The 21725-nt window shown below is 44.3% G+C and carries 22 protein-coding genes; 7 read left to right on the top strand and 15 right to left on the bottom strand.

Going from position 1 to position 21725, the window contains the following annotated elements:
* The first annotated feature begins 10 nt into the window (after positions 1-10).
* From MHZ95_RS02305 to MHZ95_RS02315, 3 genes are all read left to right on the top strand, one after another.
* A complete protein-coding gene (locus tag MHZ95_RS02305) occupies positions 11-325 on the top strand; it encodes an ArsR/SmtB family transcription factor (protein WP_239389184.1) in 315 nt (104 codons plus the stop codon).
* A gap of 83 nt (positions 326-408) precedes the next feature.
* On the top strand, positions 409-837 hold the full coding sequence (locus MHZ95_RS02310; protein WP_239389185.1) for a DMT family transporter: 429 nt from the start codon (positions 409-411) through the stop codon (positions 835-837).
* Positions 838-849: 12 nt separating this feature from the next.
* A complete protein-coding gene (locus MHZ95_RS02315) occupies positions 850-1326 on the top strand; it encodes a DMT family transporter (protein WP_239388880.1) in 477 nt (158 codons plus the stop codon).
* Between the two features lie 193 nt (positions 1327-1519).
* Here the strand turns inward: MHZ95_RS02315 and MHZ95_RS02320 are convergent, their stop codons facing one another.
* Positions 1520-1741 carry a hypothetical protein gene (locus MHZ95_RS02320; protein WP_239388881.1) on the bottom strand — a complete coding sequence of 74 codons (222 nt, stop codon included), beginning with the start codon at positions 1739-1741 and terminating at the stop codon, positions 1520-1522.
* A 150-nt stretch (positions 1742-1891) separates the two neighbouring features.
* On the opposite strand from MHZ95_RS02320, the gene MHZ95_RS02325 reads away from it, so the two are divergent.
* On the top strand, positions 1892-2563 hold the full coding sequence (locus MHZ95_RS02325) for an MOSC domain-containing protein (RefSeq protein ID WP_239388882.1): 672 nt from the start codon (positions 1892-1894) through the stop codon (positions 2561-2563).
* A gap of 92 nt (positions 2564-2655) precedes the next feature.
* Here the strand turns inward: MHZ95_RS02325 and pyrE are convergent, their stop codons facing one another.
* The 14 genes from pyrE to MHZ95_RS02395 form a co-directional block, all read right to left on the bottom strand.
* On the bottom strand, positions 2656-3291 hold the full coding sequence (gene pyrE, locus MHZ95_RS02330) for an orotate phosphoribosyltransferase (RefSeq protein ID WP_239388883.1): 636 nt from the start codon (positions 3289-3291) through the stop codon (positions 2656-2658).
* Positions 3291-4001, bottom strand: coding sequence for an orotidine-5'-phosphate decarboxylase (gene pyrF, locus MHZ95_RS02335; protein ID WP_239388884.1), 711 nt, complete (start codon positions 3999-4001; stop codon positions 3291-3293). Before pyrF ends, pyrE begins: the two co-directional genes overlap by 1 nt.
* Complete coding sequence (locus MHZ95_RS02340; RefSeq protein ID WP_239388885.1) at positions 3998-4912, bottom strand: dihydroorotate dehydrogenase; 915 nt, start codon at positions 4910-4912, stop codon at positions 3998-4000. Before MHZ95_RS02340 ends, pyrF begins: the two co-directional genes overlap by 4 nt.
* Complete coding sequence (locus MHZ95_RS02345) at positions 4909-5676, bottom strand: dihydroorotate dehydrogenase electron transfer subunit (protein ID WP_239388886.1); 768 nt, start codon at positions 5674-5676, stop codon at positions 4909-4911. Before MHZ95_RS02345 ends, MHZ95_RS02340 begins: the two co-directional genes overlap by 4 nt.
* A complete protein-coding gene (gene carB / locus MHZ95_RS02350; RefSeq protein WP_239388887.1) occupies positions 5673-8861 on the bottom strand; it encodes a carbamoyl-phosphate synthase large subunit in 3189 nt (1062 codons plus the stop codon). The genes MHZ95_RS02345 and carB overlap by 4 nt, the downstream gene beginning before the upstream one ends.
* Positions 8854-9957, bottom strand: a complete 1104-nt coding sequence (locus MHZ95_RS02355) for a carbamoyl phosphate synthase small subunit (RefSeq protein WP_239388888.1) — start codon at positions 9955-9957, stop codon at positions 8854-8856. The genes carB and MHZ95_RS02355 overlap by 8 nt, the downstream gene beginning before the upstream one ends.
* A 2-nt stretch (positions 9958-9959) precedes the next feature.
* On the bottom strand, positions 9960-11231 hold the full coding sequence (locus tag MHZ95_RS02360; RefSeq protein WP_239388889.1) for a dihydroorotase: 1272 nt from the start codon (positions 11229-11231) through the stop codon (positions 9960-9962).
* Positions 11170-12111, bottom strand: coding sequence for an aspartate carbamoyltransferase catalytic subunit (locus MHZ95_RS02365; protein ID WP_239388890.1), 942 nt, complete (start codon positions 12109-12111; stop codon positions 11170-11172). Before MHZ95_RS02365 ends, MHZ95_RS02360 begins: the two co-directional genes overlap by 62 nt.
* Positions 12112-12266: 155 nt before the next feature.
* Complete coding sequence (locus tag MHZ95_RS02370) at positions 12267-13553, bottom strand: uracil-xanthine permease family protein (protein ID WP_239388891.1); 1287 nt, start codon at positions 13551-13553, stop codon at positions 12267-12269.
* A 24-nt stretch (positions 13554-13577) separates the two neighbouring features.
* Positions 13578-14177: a bifunctional pyr operon transcriptional regulator/uracil phosphoribosyltransferase PyrR gene (pyrR, locus tag MHZ95_RS02375; protein WP_255726522.1), complete on the bottom strand. Its 600-nt coding sequence runs from the start codon at positions 14175-14177 to the stop codon at positions 13578-13580.
* A 157-nt stretch (positions 14178-14334) separates the two neighbouring features.
* Positions 14335-15237, bottom strand: coding sequence for an RluA family pseudouridine synthase (locus MHZ95_RS02380; RefSeq protein WP_239388893.1), 903 nt, complete (start codon positions 15235-15237; stop codon positions 14335-14337).
* On the bottom strand, positions 15237-15713 hold the full coding sequence (gene lspA / locus MHZ95_RS02385) for a signal peptidase II (protein ID WP_239388894.1): 477 nt from the start codon (positions 15711-15713) through the stop codon (positions 15237-15239). The genes MHZ95_RS02380 and lspA overlap by 1 nt, the downstream gene beginning before the upstream one ends.
* 123 nt (positions 15714-15836) lie before the next feature.
* Positions 15837-17561, bottom strand: coding sequence for a sensor histidine kinase (locus MHZ95_RS02390; RefSeq protein WP_239388895.1), 1725 nt, complete (start codon positions 17559-17561; stop codon positions 15837-15839).
* Positions 17558-18271: a response regulator transcription factor gene (locus tag MHZ95_RS02395; protein ID WP_239388896.1), complete on the bottom strand. Its 714-nt coding sequence runs from the start codon at positions 18269-18271 to the stop codon at positions 17558-17560. Before MHZ95_RS02395 ends, MHZ95_RS02390 begins: the two co-directional genes overlap by 4 nt.
* A 145-nt stretch (positions 18272-18416) precedes the next feature.
* Here MHZ95_RS02395 and MHZ95_RS02400 point away from each other — a divergent pair, with 145 nt between their 5' ends.
* From MHZ95_RS02400 to MHZ95_RS02410, 3 genes are read left to right on the top strand one after another with little or no spacing between them, the layout of a single operon-like run.
* Positions 18417-19619, top strand: coding sequence for a DUF418 domain-containing protein (locus MHZ95_RS02400; RefSeq protein ID WP_239388897.1), 1203 nt, complete (start codon positions 18417-18419; stop codon positions 19617-19619).
* A gap of 22 nt (positions 19620-19641) precedes the next feature.
* Positions 19642-20136, top strand: coding sequence for a PH domain-containing protein (locus MHZ95_RS02405; protein WP_239388898.1), 495 nt, complete (start codon positions 19642-19644; stop codon positions 20134-20136).
* A complete protein-coding gene (locus tag MHZ95_RS02410) occupies positions 20133-21641 on the top strand; it encodes a PH domain-containing protein (protein WP_239388899.1) in 1509 nt (502 codons plus the stop codon). The genes MHZ95_RS02405 and MHZ95_RS02410 overlap by 4 nt, the downstream gene beginning before the upstream one ends.
* Positions 21642-21725: the final 84 nt, after the last annotated feature.

The following is a 21725-nucleotide window of genomic DNA, read 5'->3' on the forward strand; positions in this document are numbered from 1 at the left end:
AATGAAACTTATGGAACCTATCGATGTATTTAAAGCATTATCCAATGAAACTCGGCTTAACATCTTACAGTGGTTAAAAGAACCGGAGAAACACTTTCCTAAGCAAGGCGCTCACCTGCCAAAGGAGGTTAGTTATAAAGGTGGAGTATGCGTTGGAGACATACAAGAAAAAGCCAAAACTTCTCAATCCACGGTGTCTCACTACTTAAATTTAATGCAGAAAGCCGGATTGCTCGAATCTGTTCGTTACGGTAAGTGGACTTATTATAGAAGAAATGAGGAAGCCATTCGTCAGATTGGTGAATATTTTAAAACGGAAATCTAGTTATCATGATTTTCGTTATTTTTTCTTTTTATATATCGATAATTCTAGATATTTGAATATGGAATGTTAGGAGCAGTTAAATGATACGTTATATTGCATATATATTTGCTTTATTAGCAGGAGTAGCCCTTAGTTTTGAAGGAGCTATTTATGGTGAACTAGGTAAAACAATCGGCCAGCTCGAAACCAGTTTTTATAATTTTTTTGTGGGCGCAATTATCCTCAGTTTACTATGGTTATTTTTTGGTAAAGGAAAAATTTCGCATGTAACTAAAGCACCGAAGTGGACACTCCTTGGAGGTTCTTTAGGAGTTGTGTATTTAACAGCAATAGTAATTAGTGTTCCATTTGTCGGTGTTGGTATAACTATGGTTGCTGTCATTATTGGTCAATTAATCATGAGTATGGTTATTGAGCATTTTGGTTGGCTCGGAAGTAAAAAAACGAGAATTAATAAAGAAAAAATATTTGCTGTTATTTCAATGGTAATAGCGCTTATTTTAGTTAACTAGGAGGTCTAAAAGATGGGTATATTTATGATTCTATTCACTTTACTTGGAGGTATCACATTAAGCGCACAATCAGCTATTAATGGTACATTTAGTCGTAAGGCAGGAACAATTGAAACTACATTTTTAACCTTTATAACTGGCACTATGTTTTTAGCTCTCATTATTCTCTTCTTTGGTCAAGGTAATCTATTCGCCATCTTTGAAGTACCTATTTGGCAGTTAAGCGCTGTATTTTTAGGAGTGCTATTCTTACTTTTTAACGTCTTTGCAGTTCCAAAAATCGGTGTTATTGCAACAAGTATTACTGTTATCATCGGACAACTAGTTATTGGGGTCGTAATTGATCATTTTGGTTGGTTTAATAGTTTGGTTATCCCCCTTAGTATGAAGCGTTGGTTTGCATTGCTATTTATGATCATTGCGCTTTATTTTATCTATAAAGGAAATAAACGCTCGATTGAAGAAGCTAGTGCAAACATAATTAACTAATCTAAAGTGCTCCAACCCTTACTAACGTTGGAGCACTTTTTGCGTTGAATTTGATTTTTTATCAAACTTCACTATAAATTAACAATTTTTATTTCGAAGCTACACCAAAGTATATGATGAAATTTAGAAAATGAAAAATTCAATTCCGCATAGGTTTTGCCCTTGTGAAATCGACTCTTCAGTATCTGGCACTTCATTTTTTACTTTTGTCGATTCGGAAATACTCGGATACTTGGATAACACGGACATTTTTTGTATTCAGTTCATGATAAATCCCTCTACTATCGCGAAAAGAGATATACTGGTCCCGCTCGTTGCGAATGAGTTTCTCCGCCTTTTCCTGCGACTCCATATGGATGAACCTTCGAATATAATGTTCCTCGTCGAAAAAGTAGGTCACTTTGAATTCTTTCATGCTAAATAACTCCCCATCTTTCGCTCTTTTTTTCTTTATTCTTCCCTTTTCACCATATCCTGAATCACATTTTTAACGACTGCACGAGATAAATTATGGTAAATTAGTAATATTCGCAAGTATAAAAAGCAGAAAGCAGGGAGAGAGAAGATGACGGGTTCTATTGACGGAATTGAATTGATAAACTTTTCGATCGGACTACCGAAAACAATGAAATATGGTACGGATAAGGAAATGGAAACAGGTATTTGTAAAGAAACGACGGAGGAGGCTTTTTTGACGAAGGATGGTTTTCATGGCGACGGAGTAGCGGATTTACGCCATCATGGCGGGCTGGATCGTGCGGTTTGTGTTTATCCGTATGAGCATTATGCACGTTGGGAGCAAGAGTTTAACAAGCCTCTGCCCCGCGCGACTTTCGGTGAAAATATAACCGTTACGAATATGTTGGAGCAGGATGTACATATCGGCGATATTTTTCAACTAGGGAGTGCTGTGATTCAAATTACACAAGGCAGAATTCCATGTAGTACAATTACAAAACGAACCGATCTTCCTCCCTTGCTTAAAAGAATGATCGAAACAGGGTTTACGGGTTATTTATGCCGCGTATTGGAAGAAGGGACCGTTCTAAAAGACTCGCAAATCACTTTGCTCGAACCGCATCCAAAACAAGTATCCGTCCTGTTCACGAATGAGCTGTATTTTCATCGTCCCAAAGATATTGCAGGTATCCAAAAAGTATTAGACGTCCAAGAATTGGCGGTAGAGTGGCGGCAACTGCTAACGAAGCGCTTGGAAAAGTTAACAAAGCTGTTATGAAACCTTGCTCCACATGCGTAATCATTGAAAAATGAACGAAAAGGGTAGTTCCAACATCCAATGCAAGCTGATGTTTGGAACTACCCTTATGTTTATTTCAACAATCCAGCCTTCAATTTCCCATGCCAATCCAGTAAATCGCTGATCGATTCCTCGCTGATCGTGCCGCTTTCCTGCGCGGCTCCCGTAAGTGCGCCGAAATTGGTTAAGCTATTGTACGTTAACCCTGCCGATGCAAAGGTTTCGTCCGCACTTTGAAGTTCGTATGTAAAAATAGACACGACACCCGTTACTTCGATGCCTTCTGCCCGAAGTGCTTCCGCCGCGTTTAAGCTACTGCCGCCTGTAGAGATCAAATCTTCAATAATAATCGCTTTGTCCGTTGCTGCGATTTTACCTTCGATTTGACGGCTGCGTCCATGCCCTTTCGCTTTCGAGCGGATATAGACCATCGGCAGTTCAAGAATGTCCGCTACCCATGCAGCATGTGGAATTCCTGCTGTTGCCGTTCCGGCAATGACCGTCGTTTCCGGGTATTCTTCCCGTACAATATCAGCCAAGCCTTGTGCAATCTTTTTCCGGCCTACTGGATCTGACATCGTCAGACGGTTGTCGCAGTAAATCGGTGATTCGATGCCTGATGCCCATGTGAACGGATCGTTTGGACTCAGTTCAACCGCACCTACATCCAATAGGATTTTTGCAATTTCTTTTTTCTCCGTCGTCATCATTTTGTCCCCTTCCAAAGTGCCTCGATCTGTTCATAAGCCGCACGCGGATCCACTGCCCCTGTGATGGCTCGCCCAACGACAATATGGGTCGAACCTTCCAGCCGCGCTTGTTCCGGTGTTGCGATCCGTTTCTGGTCATGTGCCCCGCCATCCAGAAGTCGGATGCCCGGTGTCACTTTGAAAAATGACGCTCCGCAAACGTCTGAAATTGCAGCCGCCTCATGGACGGAACAGACAACGCCATCCAAGCCAGCCTCTTTCGTCAGCTTCGCATAATGAAGGACAGACTCTTGCAGCGATACGCCAATCAATTGTTCCTCGCGCACTTGGCGTTCATCTGTAGACGTCAATTGCGTGACACCGATCAATGACGGACGCGTCATCCCGGATGGTGTCCCTTTGTCCAATCCTTCAAGCGCCGCTTCCATCATCGTCTTATTGCCTGCTGCATGGACATTGACAAGGTCAACGCCAAATCCCGCAAGCACTTCCATCGCAGATTTCACGGTATTCGGAATATCATGGAGTTTCAAGTCCAGGAAAATATCGAAGCCCAACTCTTTCAAACGGGCTATGATTGCGGGTCCTTCTTTGTAATAGAGTTGCATGCCCACTTTGACATTGACGTTTCCATCAAAGGCACTAAGGAAGTCGAACGTCTTGTCAGCAGACTCAAAATCTAGCGCAATGATTGGTGATGTTTTCATAGACGATGGCTCCTTCCTATCAGTTCAGAAATATGATCCACACCAAGCTCGTCCAATTTAGCCGGCAATTCTTCGATGATTTGCGGGCAGACGAACGGATTGACGAAGTTTGCCGTTCCTACTGCCACTGCACTTGCACCTGCCGATAAGAAATCGATCACATCGGCTGTTTCCGTAACGCCCCCCATTCCGATGATCGGGATTCGGACCGCTTTGCTCACTTCGTAGACCATCCGGATGGCAACCGGCTTCACCGCCGGGCCCGACAAACCGCCCGTCCCATTTGCAATGACAGGGCGACCTGTTTTCTGATCGAGACGCATCCCGATAAGTGTATTGATCATCGTGATGCCATCCGCTCCGCCTGCTTCGACTGCTTGCGCAATCGACACAATGTCAGTGACATTGGGAGAGAGTTTGATATAAACCGGCACTGCAGCAACGGCTTTCACTGCCTTTGTTAGCTCTTTAGCCACTTGAGGATCTGTTCCGAATGTGATGCCGCCCGCTTTGACGTTCGGGCAAGATATATTCAGTTCCAGCGCTTTGACATTGGGCGCTTTTGAAATTTCTTTTGCCACTTCCACATAATCCGCTGTTTCCGTTCCCGCGACATTGGCGATGATCGGTACGTCGAACTGTTCAAGCCACGGCAATTCGTTTTCCAATACGCCTGGCAATCCCGGATTTTGCAGCCCGATCGCATTGAGCATCCCTGCGGCTGTTTCCGCAACGCGGGGAGTCGGATTGCCGAGCCTTGTTTCTGGTGTCGTCGCTTTGATCATGATCGCCCCGAGCAAAGATAAGTCATATAATCCGCCATACTCTTTTCCGAACCCGAAGCAACCGGATGCCGGCATAATCGGATTTTTCAATTGTAAGCCTGGTAATTCAAACGCTAATCGATTCATATCGCCACCACCCCTGCTGGGAAAACTGGTCCATCGGAACAGACTTTAATGTATACCTTGTCCGTCGTTTGACAGATACAAGCGAAACAAGCTCCGATGCCGCATCCCATTCGTTGTTCAAAAGATAAGAAGCCCTTTTTTCCTTCGTACATTTGTTGCACCGCATTCAGCATAGGCATCGGGCCGCAACTATAATACGTAGCAAAATCCTTGTCGAGTTTCTCCAAGACATTCGTTACAAATCCAGCCGTACCAAGCGTTCCATCAACTGTTACGATGTATGTTTCACCCAACTTTGTGAATTCTTCTTCGTAAAAGACCACATTTTCTGATTGGAACCCCAATACGTGGATACATGTCACGCCTTTTGCGGTCAACTGTTTCGACAATTCATAGAGTGGAGGCACACCGATACCGCCTCCGACCAAGACAGCTGTTTCACCTGCAGCTGTCTCTTCGACCGGAAAGCCATTTCCGAGGGGACCTAGCACATCCACTTCGTCACCGGGCCGCTTTTCGGAAAGAAGCGTCGTTCCTCTTCCTTCCGCCCGGTAAATAATCGTCATTTCACCCGCTTCAGTGTCGATCGAAGCAATAGAGATCGGACGTCTGAGCAAAGGTTCGAATGAATCAGCAACCCTTATATGAACAAACTGGCCAGGGGAAGAAATTTCCCCGACTAAATTCCCCGACAATGTCATTTCAAAAATATGGTGGGCAATCTGCCTCTGTGAGATAACCTTCATCCGATCTTGAATAATCATAGCTGTTTCCCCATTTCTTCTGTCTGGAACGTTATCGATTCAATGACACGGAGCAAGGCGTCTGCCGTATCAATGGACGTGAGACATGGTACGCCGTTCTCGACCGATTCACGGCGGATTCTGAAACCGTCACGTTCCGGTTGTTTTCCTTTTGTCAAAGTATTGATGACGAGTTGCGCCCCGCCTTTTTGAATAACGTCAATCAGCGTCGGCCCTGCGGAACCGATTTTTCCGACCGTTTCCACTTCGATGCCTGCTTCTTGGAATGCTTTGGCTGTGCCTTCTGTAGCCAACAGACGGTATCCAATATCTGTAAACCGTTTAGCGATTCCGACCATTTCCTCTTTATCTTTGTTGGATACCGTTACGAGTACGGTGCCGTATTCCTTAATTTCCATACCGGCTGCGACAAGACCCTTATAGAGGGCTTTCTCGATTGTCGTGTCTTTCCCCATGACTTCCCCGGTCGATTTCATTTCCGGTCCGAGCGTCGTATCTACCCGGCGTAATTTCGCGAATGAAAACACAGGTACTTTGACAAAAACGCCATCTTGCACAGGTGCAAGGCCAGCTGGGTATCCTTGTGCCAAGATCGATTGTCCGAGTATAGCCTTCGTTGCAATATTGGCCATCGGGATATCCGTAATCTTGCTGAGGAACGGTACCGTCCGGCTTGAACGCGGATTCACTTCGATGACATACACTTGCCCTTCCGAAATGACGAACTGTATATTGAGCAAACCGACGATATTCAATCCTTTGGCAAGCCGTGCCGTATAATCTACAATCGTTGCAAGCATGCTCTTCGATAAACTTTGTGGCGGATACACCGCAATCGAGTCACCTGAATGGACCCCAGCGCGCTCGATATGTTCCATAATGCCCGGAATCAATACATTTTCCCCATCACATATGCCATCGACTTCAATCTCGATTCCCGTTAAATAACGGTCAATGAGAACCGGGTGATCGGGACTTGCCTCCACCGCATGCTCCATATAGTGCAACAATTCTTCTTCACGATAGACGATTTCCATCGCACGGCCTCCGAGCACATAAGACGGTCTGACGAGTACCGGATAGCCGATTTCATTTGCAATGGCGACTGCTTCCGGCACGGATACGGCTGTTTTTCCAAGTGGTTGCGGAATGCCGATTTCACGTAGTGCGCGCTCAAATTTGTCGCGGTTTTCCGCACGATCTAAATCTTCCAAAGTTGTCCCTAGGATTTTCACACCACGTGCTTCCAAACCTTCCGCCAAGTTAATGGCCGTTTGTCCACCAAATTGGACGATGACTCCTTCAGGCTGTTCAAGATCGATAATATGCATGACATCTTCGATCGTCAGCGGTTCAAAATACAGCTTGTCCGATATCGAGAAGTCCGTCGATACCGTTTCCGGGTTATTATTGACGATGATCGCTTCGTAACCCGCTTCCTGGATGGCCCAGACGGAGTGGACAGTCGCATAGTCGAACTCGACACCTTGACCGATGCGGATCGGACCAGAACCTAAAACAATGACACTTTTCTTATCCGATTTGATGGATTCGTTCTCTTCTTCATACGTACCGTAAAAATAAGGTGTTTCCGATTCAAACTCACCGGCACAAGTGTCCACTTTTTTATAGACCGGAACGATTCCTTGCTCTTTCCGCCACTCATAGACAGTTCTTTCATCCGTATTCCACAACGCTGCTACCGTCACATCGGAGAAGCCCATCCGTTTCGCTGTACGCAATGTCGTGTATTCAAAAGGATTCGCTCGCAACACTGTTTCATATTGAACGATTTTTTCCAGCTTCCGTAGGAAAAAGACGTCAATCATACTCCATTCATGGATTGTCTCAACCGTTTTCCCTCTGCGGAATGCTTCACCGATGAAGAATAAGCGCTCGTCACCCGCACGTCGGATCCGTTTTTCAATCCATTCGTCGGTCATTCCCTCTCCGTTTTTCAAAGACAAGCCGAATTGTCCCGTTTCCAGTGAACGGACCGCTTTCAAGATCGATTCTTCGAATGAACGGCCAATCGCCATCACTTCGCCCGTCGCTTTCATTTGCGTACCTAAGTTCCGATCAGCAGATTCGAATTTATCGAACGGCCATCTTGGAATTTTCGTTACTATATAATCCAGTGCAGGCTCGAAGCAAGCGTATGTCGTTCCGGTTACCGGGTTCATCATTTCGTCGAGCGTCAAACCGACCGCAATCTTCGCTGCCAATTTGGCAATGGGATAACCTGTCGCTTTTGATGCTAATGCCGAAGAACGGCTTACGCGCGGATTCACTTCGATAATATAGTAATTGAAGCTCTGCGGATCGAGTGCTAACTGTACATTACAGCCACCTTCAATGCCAAGTGCACGGATAATTTTTAATGATACATTGCGGAGCATTTGGTATTCGCGGTCCGTCATCGTCTGACTCGGCGCTGCAACAATTGAATCCCCTGTATGGACCCCGACCGCATCGACGTTTTCCATATTACAAACGACAATGGCATTGTCCGCAGCATCGCGCATCACTTCATATTCGATTTCCTTATAGCCGGCGATCGATTTTTCCAATAAGCATTGCGTAACCGGACTATATTTCAAACCGCTTGTGACGATTTCTACCAGATCTTCGTTGTTATAGCAAATTCCGCCTCCCGTTCCGCCAAGCGTGAAAGCGGGACGAACAATGACCGGATAGCCGATTTTCTCGACAAATGCATGAGCCTCTTCAAGATTATGGATAATATCACTTTCCGGCACTGGTTCACCGAGTTCATTCATCAGTGTACGGAACAGATCACGGTCTTCCGCTTGGTGGATAGCGTCAAGCTTTGTTCCTAAAATTTCCACACCTAATTCATCAAGAATGCCGGACTCATGCAGTTCGATGGCCATATTGAGTCCCGTTTGCCCTCCGAGCGTAGCAAGCAGTGCATCGGGACGCTCTTTACGGATGATGCGGCTGACGAAATCGAGTGTGATCGGTTCAATGTACACTTTATCCGCGATTTCAGTATCCGTCATAATAGTAGCTGGGTTGGAGTTGATGAGGATTACACGGTATCCTTCCTCTTTCAATGATAGACAGGCTTGTGTCCCTGCATAATCGAATTCTGCAGCCTGTCCGATGACGATTGGGCCGGACCCGATGACTAAAATCGTTTCAATATCTTGACGTTTAGGCATTGAAATTCCCCTTCCCGCTACTTGTTTGCATAAGTTTTGTGAAGCGATCAAACAGATGATTCGAATCTTCTGGGCCAGGCGAAGCTTCCGGATGGAATTGTACAGAAAACGCGTCATAAACGGTGCTTTTCACACCTTCGATCGACTTGTCATTTAACGCTAGATGCGTCACTTCCAGACCCGTCCCTTCAATCGAGGATGCATCGATCGCATAGCCATGGCTTTGCACTGTCAGTTCCGTACGACCAGAAAGCAGATCCTTCACCGGATGATTGCCACCGATATGGCCATTTTTCAATTTCATTGTACGAGCACCGCTTGCAAGGGCAAATAATTGATGGCCTAGTCCGATGCCGAAAATCGGGGCTTTCCCAACTAATTCTTTAATCGTTTCAACAGCGCCTTCCACGTTTTCGGGATTTCCAGGGCCATTGGACAATACGATGCCATCCGGGAATAGGGCAAGGATTTCTTGCGCTGACGTATCGTAAGGAACAACGATGACATCGCAATCTCTTTTATTAAGCTCACGCAGGATGCCGTGCTTCATCCCATAATCGATCAATACGACTCGTTTCCCGCGACCTGGGCTTGGGTATGGTTTTTTCGTTGACACCCGGGCGACCAAATCGGTCGGTAAAGAGTAAGAGGCAACTTGTTCAACGAGTTCAATTACATTCACTTCTTCGCCAGCTGCGGTCAAAATGCCTTTCAGCGGCCCCTTTTCGCGGATCAATCTTGTTAACTTGCGGGTGTCAATCCCTTCAATTCCGGGAACTCCTTTCAGCGTGAGCAGTTCACTTAATGTCATGCCGCTACGGAAATTGGATGGCTCATCTGCCAGTTCACGCACTACGATGCCGTGGATTGCTAGTTCAATAGCTTCGTAGTCATCCCGGTTAATACCGTAATTTCCGACGAGCGGGTATGTCATTGCCATAATTTGACCACATGCAGATGGATTGGAAATGGTTTCTTGATAGCCTGTCATACCTGTTGTAAAAACCGTTTCCCCCATCGATGCTTCATCCGAACCGAAAGCGATCCCTTCAAAAATCGTGCCATCTTCCAAAATAAGCAAACGTTTCTTCGTCATTGTCATTCCTCCCAAACAATGTTACCGCCGAAAATCGTTTTGACTGGCCACCCTGCACATTTCCAACCGTCAAATGGAGTGTTTTTCCCTTTTGATACAAAGGTTGTTCTATCAATTGTCTGTTCTTTAGTCAAATCTAGCAACACAAGATCCGCCGTTGCTCCTACTTCCAATGTACCGTACGGTAAACCGAAAACTTCCGCCGGTTTCTTCGTCATCCAATCGATCAATTGCTGCAATGTCCATTTCCCTTCTTTTACAAAATGCGTATAGAGAAGAGGAAACGCGGTTTCAAAACCGGTAATCCCAAACGGTGCTTTTTCAAAACCGGCCGCTTTTTCCTCTGCCGTATGCGGCGCATGATCTGTCGCGATGAAATCAAGCGTGCCATCCAGCAACCCTTCGCGAAGTGCTGCAAGATCGTCCTGCCCTCGGAGTGGAGGATTCATTTTCCAATCTGCGTCATTCCCTGGGATATCTTCTTCAGAAAGCAGCAAATGATGTGGACTCACTTCTGCTGTAACATGAACCCCCGCTTTTTTTGCATCGCGGATGACCCGGACCGACTCTTTTGTACTGACATGACAGACGTGATAATGAGCCCCTGCCGCTTCCGCTAGTAAAATATCACGGGCGATATGGACCGATTCCGCAATGGACGGGATTCCTGGAAGACCAAGTTCCTTATTCCGCTTCCCTTCATGCATCGCTCCTCCATAGATCAACGTATTATCTTCACAATGTGCAACGATCGGCATATCGATTTTTGCAGCATCCTGCATCGCTTCATACATCATTCCTGCTTGCTGGACACCCACTCCATCATCTGTAAAAGCGAATGCGCCATGCTCTTTCAATTCAGCTAGATTCGTCCGTTCCTTGCCCGCTTCACGAATCGTGATGGATGCATAAGGTAGGACACGGATCAGCGCTTTTTCGGCAATCAATTCATTGATCTTCGATAGATTCTCTTTCGTATCCGGCACCGGCCTTGTATTCGGCATCGCGCAAATGGTCGTATAGCCTCCTTTTGCTGCCGCTCGTGTGCCGCTGTCAATCGTCTCTTTCTGTTCGCCGCCCGGCTCCCTGAGATGAACATGGACATCGATAAAGCCCGGCGCCACGAATAGTCCATTGCCCTCAATTATTTTTGCATCATTTGCCGCAAGATCCGGACCGATTTCCGAGATTTTATCACCTGTTATTTTTATATCAGTTGTAAATAGCTTCCCTTCTTCGTTTAGCATTTGTACCCCTTGAATTACTTTTTTCATTTTTCTTCCTCCCTTTCAAAATCGTGTCTAGTATTGCCATTCGTATGTAAACGCCATTTTCTACCTGTTTAAATATTCTGGATCTCGCACATTCAATTAATGGTTCTGCAATTTCCACTCCTCGATTAAACGGTCCGGGATGCATAATGATTGCCCCATTTTTTAGCTGCTTTGCTCGTTCTTCTGTCAATCCAAAATGTTCGTGATAACTTTCATTCGTGAAAAGCGAGGTCGTTCTATGTCTTTCGTGCTGCACTCGGAGTAACATGACAACATCACTTGTTTCAATCAAGCCATCCCATTTATTCATCGTTTTGAATTCCCCTGCCCATTCTGTTGGACAAACGAACGTGACATTGGCCCCTAATCTCGTCAAGGCGTCTGCGTTCGAACGTGCTACGCGGCTATGCGCTATATCCCCCGCAATCACCACATTCAGTCCCTTAAATTTGCCAAACTCTTCGTGGATTGTGAACAAATCAAGAAGTGACTGCGTTGGATGTTGCCCCGATCCATCTCCTCCGTTGATCAATGAAATCGAAGTCTTCCCGATCAGTTGCTCATAATAGTTCCGTTGGGAATGCCGGATCACAAGCGCATCCAACCCGATAGCTTCGAGTGTTTTTACCGTGTCATAAAGCGTTTCTCCTTTTACCGCACTGGAATATTCTGATTCAAAAGGCAGTACTTCAAGACCTAGTTTTCTTTCCGCCAACTCGAAGCTCATCTTCGTCCGTGTACTCGGTTCAAAAAACAAATTGCTCACCGTATATTTCCCGGGCAATTCCCGGTTTCCGAATTTTTTGAAGTTGCCAGCCCGATCAAGAATTGCCATGATTTCTTCTTCCGTTAGTTGACTCATTGATACTAAGTGATCCATACTGTTTTCCTCCCTCTCATTCTATTGAAAAAGCCTTTCCGGCAGGCGGAAAGGCTCGTTAGGTATGACGATATACACATTCTTCCATCAACTGGATAATGTGGTATGTCAAACGAACCTTTCCCTGTCTCTCTGGACAGTCATTAAAAGGTCTTCTATTCAGTTTCGTCTATTAGCGTCTCAGTTGTTTTTCCAGGTAAAATCAGATTCAAAAGTACCCCGACGATCGCGGCGAGTGCCATTCCTTCAATCTGAAATGTTTCGCTGAACTTGATCGTTGCGCCGCCGATTCCGATGACAAGAATGACAGATGCGATGACTAAGTTTCGTTGATTGCCAAAATCGATTTTATGGTCGACCAGCATCCTCAATCCTGATGAGGCAATGATCCCGAACAAGAGGATCGAGATTCCTCCTAGGACAGCTCCCGGTATCGTCTGGACGATCGCCATCGCCTTCCCAAGGAAAGAAGCAAGAATTGCCAGTACTGCTGCACCGATGATCACGGCGACACTGAACACGCGGGTAATGGCCAACACGCCGATATTCTCACCATATGTCGTCTTCGGCGGACCGCCGATCAATGAGCTGATAAAAGTTCCAAGTCCATCTCCCAATATCGAACGATGTAATCCCGGATCTTTTATATAATCCCGTTCAACGATTCGCCCAAGTACGAGCTGATGACCGATGTGTTCGGAGATGGTCACAATGGCAATTGGCACCATGATGGCAAGTAAACTCCAGGTCACTGTAAACTCATAATCGATTCCCGGTAGGAGCATTTCTGGAACACTGAAGACCGGTGCTTCTTTGACAGCTGTGAAATCGACAATGCCAATCCCAATCGAGTAGATATAGCCAGCAATGATGCCGAGCAAGACGGGCATGAGGCTAATAATCCCTTTGAAAAACATGATACAAATGATGGCAACTGCCAGCGAGACGAGCGCTGCCGAGAAATGCAAGAGGCTGTATACTCTATCATCCCCTACCTGGATAGTGCTGGCATTCATGATCGCTACAGGTGACAGCGCAAGCCCGATCACGATGATGACAGGTGCCACCACAATCGGCGGTAGAATCCGCATGATGAATCGATGACCCGTTTTCCAAATCAGGAGCGAGATGAGGGCGTACACCGCTGCGACAAACATGCTGCCGATCATTGCACTGCCGATGCCGCCTTCTTGCGTCGCTATCTGAATCGGTATGATAAAGGCAAAGGACGAACCAAGATAAGCCGGGACTTTAAATTGCGTTATGATGATGAAGACGATCGTTGCGATGCCACTTGTCAATAATGCGATGGCCGGACTTAACCCGACAAGTTGCGGGACGAGAATGGTCGCTCCGATCATGGCAAACAGATGCTGAAAACTAAGTGTGAGCAATTTCCCAAGTTTCGGTGTTTCATTGACGTCTAATACTTTTTCTGACACCCTATTTTCCCCCGCAGCGATTGATTATTTTTTATGGATTGAAACGGCTTCTTTACCGTCTGTTTCCTTCACACTGACAACGACCAGCTCTTCGCTGGAGGTCGGTATGTTTTTCCCGACGAAATCCGGCCGGATCGGGAGTTCACGATGCCCTCTATCGACAAGCACTGCCAGTTGAATCGATGCTGGTCTTCCCAAGTCCATGACAGCGTCCATGGCTGCACGTACTGTTCTTCCTGTGTATAACACGTCATCGACAAGGATCACTTTTTTATCTGTGACATCGTGCCTAATATCGACTTGCTGTACAAGCGGTTCTTCATTATCGTGCTTATAGAGTAGATCGTCCCGATAGAGTGTAATGTCCAGTTCTCCCGTTTTGATCGGTTTCCCTTCGATTTGTTCAATTTTTTCTGCAAGGCGTTCTGCAAGAAAAGCACCTCTTGTTTTAATGCCGACAAGTATGCACTCGTCGATCCCTTTGTTCCGTTCAATGATTTCGTGAGCAATCCGTGTGATCGCCCTTCCTATTGCTTGCTCATCTAAAATGATCGCTTTTTCCGTCATTTCTTTATCCTCCTTCACATTAGAAAAGCCCTCCCGCCTTAGATGGCGGGAGGGCATACGTGCAGAAAAAAGCGTACATCGAAAACTGCGCGCAGCAGTTCGTCTGTACTTCCGTGCAACCTTCCCAGCCTCTCTGGACTGATTTTAAAGGTATCGCTATTCAGTTGCTTCGTTCAGTATACAATTCACGTTCTCCATTTGTCAATGCATTTTTTCAGTTTTTTCTTAACTGATCCAGTAAAGCTTGAAAATCATCGGGGAGCGGGCTTGTAAATTCCAGGTATTCATCCGTTGCAGGATGATTGAAACCGAGGGTACCTGCATGTAACACCTGACCTCCAAAATCGATGGTCTTTTTCGGACCATATTTCGGATCGCCGACAAGCGGATAGCCGATATATTTCATATGCACGCGAATCTGATGGGTTCTTCCCGTTTCCAATCGACATTCAACGAGCGTATAATCTCCGAGCCTTTCAAGCACTTTAAAATGCGTCACCGCATGCTTTCCTTTGTCGATGATCCCCATGCTTTGCCGGTCCTTCGGGTCGCGTCCGATCGGCGCATCAATCGTCCCGTTATCATGCGGGATATGACCGTGGACAAGTGCTGTATACACACGGGTCACTGATTTGGCCACGAGTTGGTCGACTAACGAAACATGGGCCTGGTCATTTTTAGCCACCATTAACAGCCCGGATGTATCCTTATCAATTCGATGGACGATACCGGGACGGAGCACACCGTTGATCCCGGATAAGTCCTTGACATGGTACATGAGTCCATTGACGACCGTTCCCGTTGTATGGCCCGGTGCAGGATGCACGACCATACCACGCGGTTTATTGACAACGAGGACATCCTTGTCTTCATAAACGATCTCAAGATGCAGATTTTCCGCAACGACATCCAGCTCTTCCACTTCCGGTTCGTCAACAGCGACGATATCCCCTTGTTTTACTTTATAATTTGGCTTCACAGGCAGAGTCCCTACAAGGACAAGCCCATCTTTCAACCATTGTTGAACTTGCGTGCGCGACCAATTCGGTTGGATGGTTGTCAACGCTTTGTCAATGCGGCTTCCTTCAAGCTCTTCTGTTATTTCAAATTTCTCCATTAAGACACCTTTTTCTTATTCTTTTTTTCATCCAGAATCATATGGATGATGATCAAAATGACCCCCACTGTCAACGCTGCATCTGCCACATTGAAGATCGGGAAATCATAATTGATGACCGGGATAAGGACATCGACAAAATCGACGACTTCCTTGCGCCACAACCGATCGATAAAGTTACCGATCGCCCCGCCAAGTAGAAACATCAGACTGATCCCAAAAATCGGATGCCCTTTTGCCTCTTTGTGGAAGAAATAGATGATACCTGCGACCACAATAATTGTGACGATATAAAATAACCACATTTGTCCTTCCAACATGCCCCATGCTGCACCTTTATTACGATGGGACAGAAGCCCGATATAAGGATCTGCAATGCTGATTCTTTCATAAAGTTCCATATTCTTCACGACGAGCCATTTCGTCAACTGATCCAGTAAGATGACGACTGCCGCCACAGCATAATAAATAAACAAGCCCAATTACCCCCGTCCGACAGATTACGTTTCATTTTACCATAGGGACCGTATGGGATGCCAGTTGGTGCCACGCTAAAAGATGGCAAGAGTTGAAGTGAAAGTTGACTACAAGAGCACGAATCATAGCTTGATGACTACGGTCGTTCCTTTACCCACTTCCGATTGCACTTCAATTGAACCGCCATGTAATTTGACAATCGCATAGGCAATACTCATGCCCAAACCTTCCCCTTCTGTCCGTTCATCTGTACTCGTTCCTCTGTAATAGCGTGTAAATAAATGGTCAACGAACGTTTCGTCCATTCCCTTTCCGTTATCCATAATCATAATCATTGTTGTATGCTGCTTACAAACGACTTTCACATGCACTTTCGTTCGGGGTGGATTATGCTTCATCGCATTTGAGAGTAAATTATCGAGCACACGGATAAACCATTTTGGATCGATTTCGACTTCACAAGGCTCATCGGATCGTTCGAAAGAAATTAGATGGCTGTTCAACGTGAAATCGTCTTGGTATTTAACGACCAGGTCATGGATAAAAGCATTCATATCGATGCGTTCTTTCTGAATCGCAATGGCGCTATTTTTCAATTGGAAAATAAGTGAAAAATCATTCACTAAATCGACCATATAATCGGACTTATCCCGAATGACTTGGCCGATCTGCTGTAATTCTTCTCTTGTATAATCATATTGACCACTTTCCAAAAGATGGCCGTATCCCTGGATGCTGGATAAAGGCGTCCGCAAATCATGGGAAATGCCTGCCATCCATTCTTCCCGGGTTCTTTCCAACTGCTTTCTCTCTTGTTCAGCAAGTGAAAGTTTTTCTGACATATTGGAAAAGGTTTCAAATACTTCCTTATACAAACGATACCGAAACTTTACCTTACCGTTTTTCTTATAAATTTTCCGATGCTCTTTTCCCGATAGCACATCTTCATATTGCTTTTGTTCAACGATTTTTAACCAATTCATGAAAAGTAGTAAAGGTTTTCCATAACGATAGCCATTCCAAATGGATAAGACAACGAGGATCACCATGCTAATGAGTAGAACAAGCGCGAAAGTTTGCAACTCCCTATTGGAGAAAAACCGAATTGAAGGGCTCTTAAATGCATCATTCAATTCATGATAAACCCACGCACTATTTGCCGTATTGTCATTCACCACATATGCCTTTGTTTCATAATTACCCGGCACATGAATACTCCCCACTACATCTAGCATCTTTGTCGGACTCGGAAGATTCTCTCCTATTTTTTCGACTAACTTTCCATCTTGATAGATTTCGAGCATGCCCTCATGCTTGCTCACTTCTTTTTCAAGATCCTCTTTTCGATCATTTCTTACAATGCCCGCATCACTATAAGAATCATACCAATCCGTCAATAATTGTTGCTGTTTGTCAATATAACCGAATAAATAATAATAAGGCTTCGGCTTCCCCGTTTCAAAATACGTATCCACTGTATAATTGCCCAACTGATTCGTTTTTTCGATGGCAAGTAAATCATTCATCGTATAAATGCGTTGGAAATGATCCGGTGTATTGAATGCGTAAATGACTTCTCCCGTCCCATCAATAATTTGTACCCACATCTGATGTTCGGATAAAGTACTTTTCCAACTATCATTCAATTCAACTTGTCCATCTCCCCCGATATAAGAACTATAAGGAAGGTTTTCTACAATCGCTTTTTGGGGATTGGATTTTAATTCGTCTTTTGTAATGAGATGCATCGCCAGGATAATTAACAAGACGACAATCAAAAATGTGGCAATAAAGTTCAGGATAAATTGAGTTAAGAACTGAAACATCATTCTATAATTGATGTTCATTCAGCAGGATCCTTTACTAACTTATAGCCTAAACCACGAACCGTGACTAAATGGATAGGACGGCCCGGATCCGGTTCAATACGCTCTCGGATTCTCCTTATATGAACCATTACCGTATTATCATCTGCCATATGCTCATACCCCCATACAGCTGTAAAGAGCTGTTCTTTTGACAGCACACGGTTGACATTGTGACAAAAATGGACGAGCAACAAAAACACTTGCGCCGGACATGGCGTCAAAACACCATTGACGATCAATTCCCCTGCATCCTCATCGACGATACAATCTCCGAAACGATGCACTCTTTTGTTCATGTTAGCAAGCGTCGGATCATTTGTTTGCTTGCGTTTTAAATGAGCTTTTATCCGCGCGACAACTTCCAATGGGTTGAAAGGTTTCGTCACATAATCGTCTCCGCCTTTTTCAAATCCTGTCAATACATCCATATCTGAAACCCTAGCTGTCAAAAATAAAATAGGAGCATCCGTATAAGCCCGAATTTTTGTACAGAGCTCAAATCCATTCATATCCGGCAACATGACATCCAACACGATGAATTCCGGTGCGTGTTTGTGAACCATTGCCAAAGCTTCCGTCCCTGTCGTGGCAGTATAAATACTTGTAAACTTTTCCTTCGTTAAGACCATTTCTAACATTTGTAAAATCGCTTGTTCATCGTCTACCAATAATATTTTACTATTTTTCATATGATCACCCATATTTATCCTATCATAGGAAGCTTAACGGAACCTTACTACATCACATGAAAATTAAGGTGAAAGTAAGGTGGACGTTCATCTGGCGAAAACAAGGAAAGTTACGATAGGTATTGAACAGAAGGAGGAGAAACAGATGGAGAAACGGATTCACATCATTGACGGCATGCGAGGTTTCAGCTTATTCGGCATCTTATTGGCAAATTTATTGATCTTCCAATACGGCTTATGGGGCAAAGATGAGATTCACTTATTCCCCCTATCTCCGTTGGATAAAAACTTTTATGCTTTCACTAAAATTGCGATAGAAAGCAGTTTTATGCCGATTTTCACTTTCTTATTCGGTTATTCGATGATGATGATGCGGGAACGGTTCGCCTACAATAACTTAAGAATCAAATGGCATCTCTTCAGACGATCCTGCTTGTTGGTCATCATCGGAATTTTACATGCCACATTTTTATGGGATGGCGATATTTTATTGCTCTATGGTGTGATGGGATTGTTCTTGCTTGTATTTGTCAATCGCAAAGCGAAAACATTACTCATTTGGGGAAGCGTCTTGTTTTTAGCAATCGCTTTTCTCAACTTATACCCTACCGAGGATGAAGAACTTCTCGAACCGGCATTGTTGACATCGTATATTCACACAACAACGGAAGTTTACCAAACGGGTTCTTATTCAGAAATCACAACATATCGCAATCACAGCGAAGATCCCCTGTCCCAAAGCATGAGTGAAGGTGAAATCGGCGCCATCCTTTTATTGATGCCATTCACGATTGCGCCGATGTTTTTATTCGGGATGTATGCAGCCAAAAGAGGTTTCTTCCGCCGTCCACAACAAGAGAAAAGGCATTACTTGATTGGCGCTGTAATAGGCCTCATTTTAGGGTTAGGTATGAAAGCGTACGGATATTTTCTCGCACAAACAAGTTTTGTCATGATTGGCGGGATTATTCTTGCTTTCGGTTATATCAGCTTGATCGGACTGCTATACAGCAAGTTCCCAACCTCCCGTTTATTCATGTATTTCGAACAGGTCGGTAAATTATCATTGACGAATTACATTTTCCAAACAGTTATTTGTACGACCGTTTTTTATGGATATGGCTTCGGTTTATTCGGTAAAGTGGGCGTTTTTAAAGCGATGCTATTCGGCATCCTAATTTTCGTCATGCAAATCGCCTTCAGTTGTCTTTACATCAAATACTTCCGCTACGGTCCTTTGGAAAAAATCGTACGGATTGGTACCTATTTATCCTTTTTCAACAAACCGAAAAAACGAAAAGGAGCCCGCAAATCTTCTTCCGAACAAAATCTTTTAAGTGAATTATAAGCGAAAGATAGGCGGTGATTTTTTGACTAGTACATTGAATGCACCTCAGAAGCGTTTAGCAAAGGAAGCCATCAAAGTTTGGCTTATTAGTGACATGATTGCGAATTTAATCGGATTCCTCGTCCTTGGCATCCTCTTTTACTTGGATATTCGATTTTCTTGGAAAGAATGGATTCGTTTGCTCCTCATCATTCTGACCGTTTTCGCGTTGATTGGTGGGGTCTGGTCACTGATTCATCCCTTCTTATCGTACAAAAATTGGCGTTACGATGCGGATGAACAGTTTTTGCAATTAAAATTAGGGGCTATAAAGGAAATGCATCAACTCGTTCCCATGACAAAAATCCAATCGGTCGCAACAGAACAAGGGCCTCTTCTTAGAAGATATGGCCTCTGCTCCGTTTCAGTTGAAACGATGGGATCCTCCCATACGATACCTGCGCTTCCCAAAAGAGCGGCGATTGAATTACGAAATCAAATTGCTACATACGCTAAAATTAAGGAAGTGGAACAATGACGAAAAAAAGGCGTTACTCTCCACTTGTAATGCTGTTCGAATTTGGGAAATTAGGAAAGAACTCTTTTTTCTTCGTTGTTTTTCTATATGTTATAAAGGCAGATTCTACATCGCTTTTCATTACATATGGACGGATTATTTTTCTTCTCGCGGTTGTTCTGACAGTTTTTTCAATCATCTATCAATGGTTTACTCATCGATACGAATTAGATGATAAGTCTTTCCATCTTTACAAAGGGCTTTTCAATAAGTCGGAACGAATCATTCCATTTTCTAAAATTCAAAACATTAATCGGCGTGCCCCTTTATTTCACCGTATATTTAATATGACCTCTATCCATTTTGAAACGGGGATGATAGGCGACAATGCAGCTGTAACATTTAAAGTTATCTCTCAAAAAGAAGCCGAGCGAATAGAAACATTTCTTAAAAGCGCTACGAAGCATAACGAGGTCTATCCGAATGATGGTTTCGATGTGCCACCAGTGGAAGTTGGGCATCATGCTCCGAATCGGATCATCCATTTTCAATCCACAAGAAAGGACATTTTCAAAGCATCCTTTACATCATTAAGTTTTCTAATTCTAATTCCTTTCATCGGCTCATTTTATTTCAAAACCAATGAAATTTTTGATGTGAGGCATACAGCAGAGGGACTTTTTGAAAGAATGATAAGCACGTGGTGGGCTGTGGCCATCATTGTGATTGTACTTACCATCGCCTCCGTAGCCTTCGGTATTGTAAAAACATTTTTGAAGTACGGAAACTATGAAATCTCTTCAGATTCAGATTATATTTATATTTCGAAAGGTGTCATCGATGAAACAGCCTTCTCCATCTCGAAGGAAAGGGTACAGGCCATCGAAATTGAACAATCTTTGCTGAAAAGATGGTTTGGGTTGGCCGGCGTGAAACTGACAAGTGTAGGCAGTTTAAGCTCTGGTGAACATAAGCTCGAAGTGAATACACTCTATCCTTTCCTGCCTGTTCACAAGGCATATGCCATGATTGCGGATATTCTGCCGTCCTATACGATCACAAAGGAAATGACTCGCCTTCCAAAGAAGGTGTTTTGGCTGCGCATGCTGTGGCCAAGCTGGTTTTGGCTCATCGTGACGGGATTTTTGCTTTATTTCAAGCCAACAATTTTAAAGTTAGAACAAGCCTGGCTGATTCTATCAGTAGTCCTTTTGTTTTGGATTTTAGGCGTAAGATGGCTGGATTTTTTCCATACCCGCTATAGAATGAATAAGCACTTTATGCAGTTTATGCAGTTTAAAAAAGGCGTGTTAAAGACTTCCTTATTCATCTCAAAACGAGAAAAAGTGATCGAAGTAAATGTGACACGAAACCTCGTTCAAAAAAGGTTGGGTCTTGCATCGATTAGAACAATAAATAGAGGAAAGCCAATCCGTCATGCAGGTGTGGATGATGTGCCAATAGAGTTCGCAAATGCATTTGTGAAGTGGTATAAGGATCGGGAAAATGAAGTTACCGTTGAATGAACTACCCTGTAAGGTGCCACTTTACAGAATATGTGCACCGATTTAACACCAAAAAAGCGGCTGTGACTAGTCTTTCTAAAAAGA

Origin of the sequence: Sporosarcina sp. ACRSM, assembly GCF_022346545.1 — a bacterium.
Classification (GTDB): Bacteria; Bacillota; Bacilli; order Bacillales_A; family Planococcaceae; genus Sporosarcina.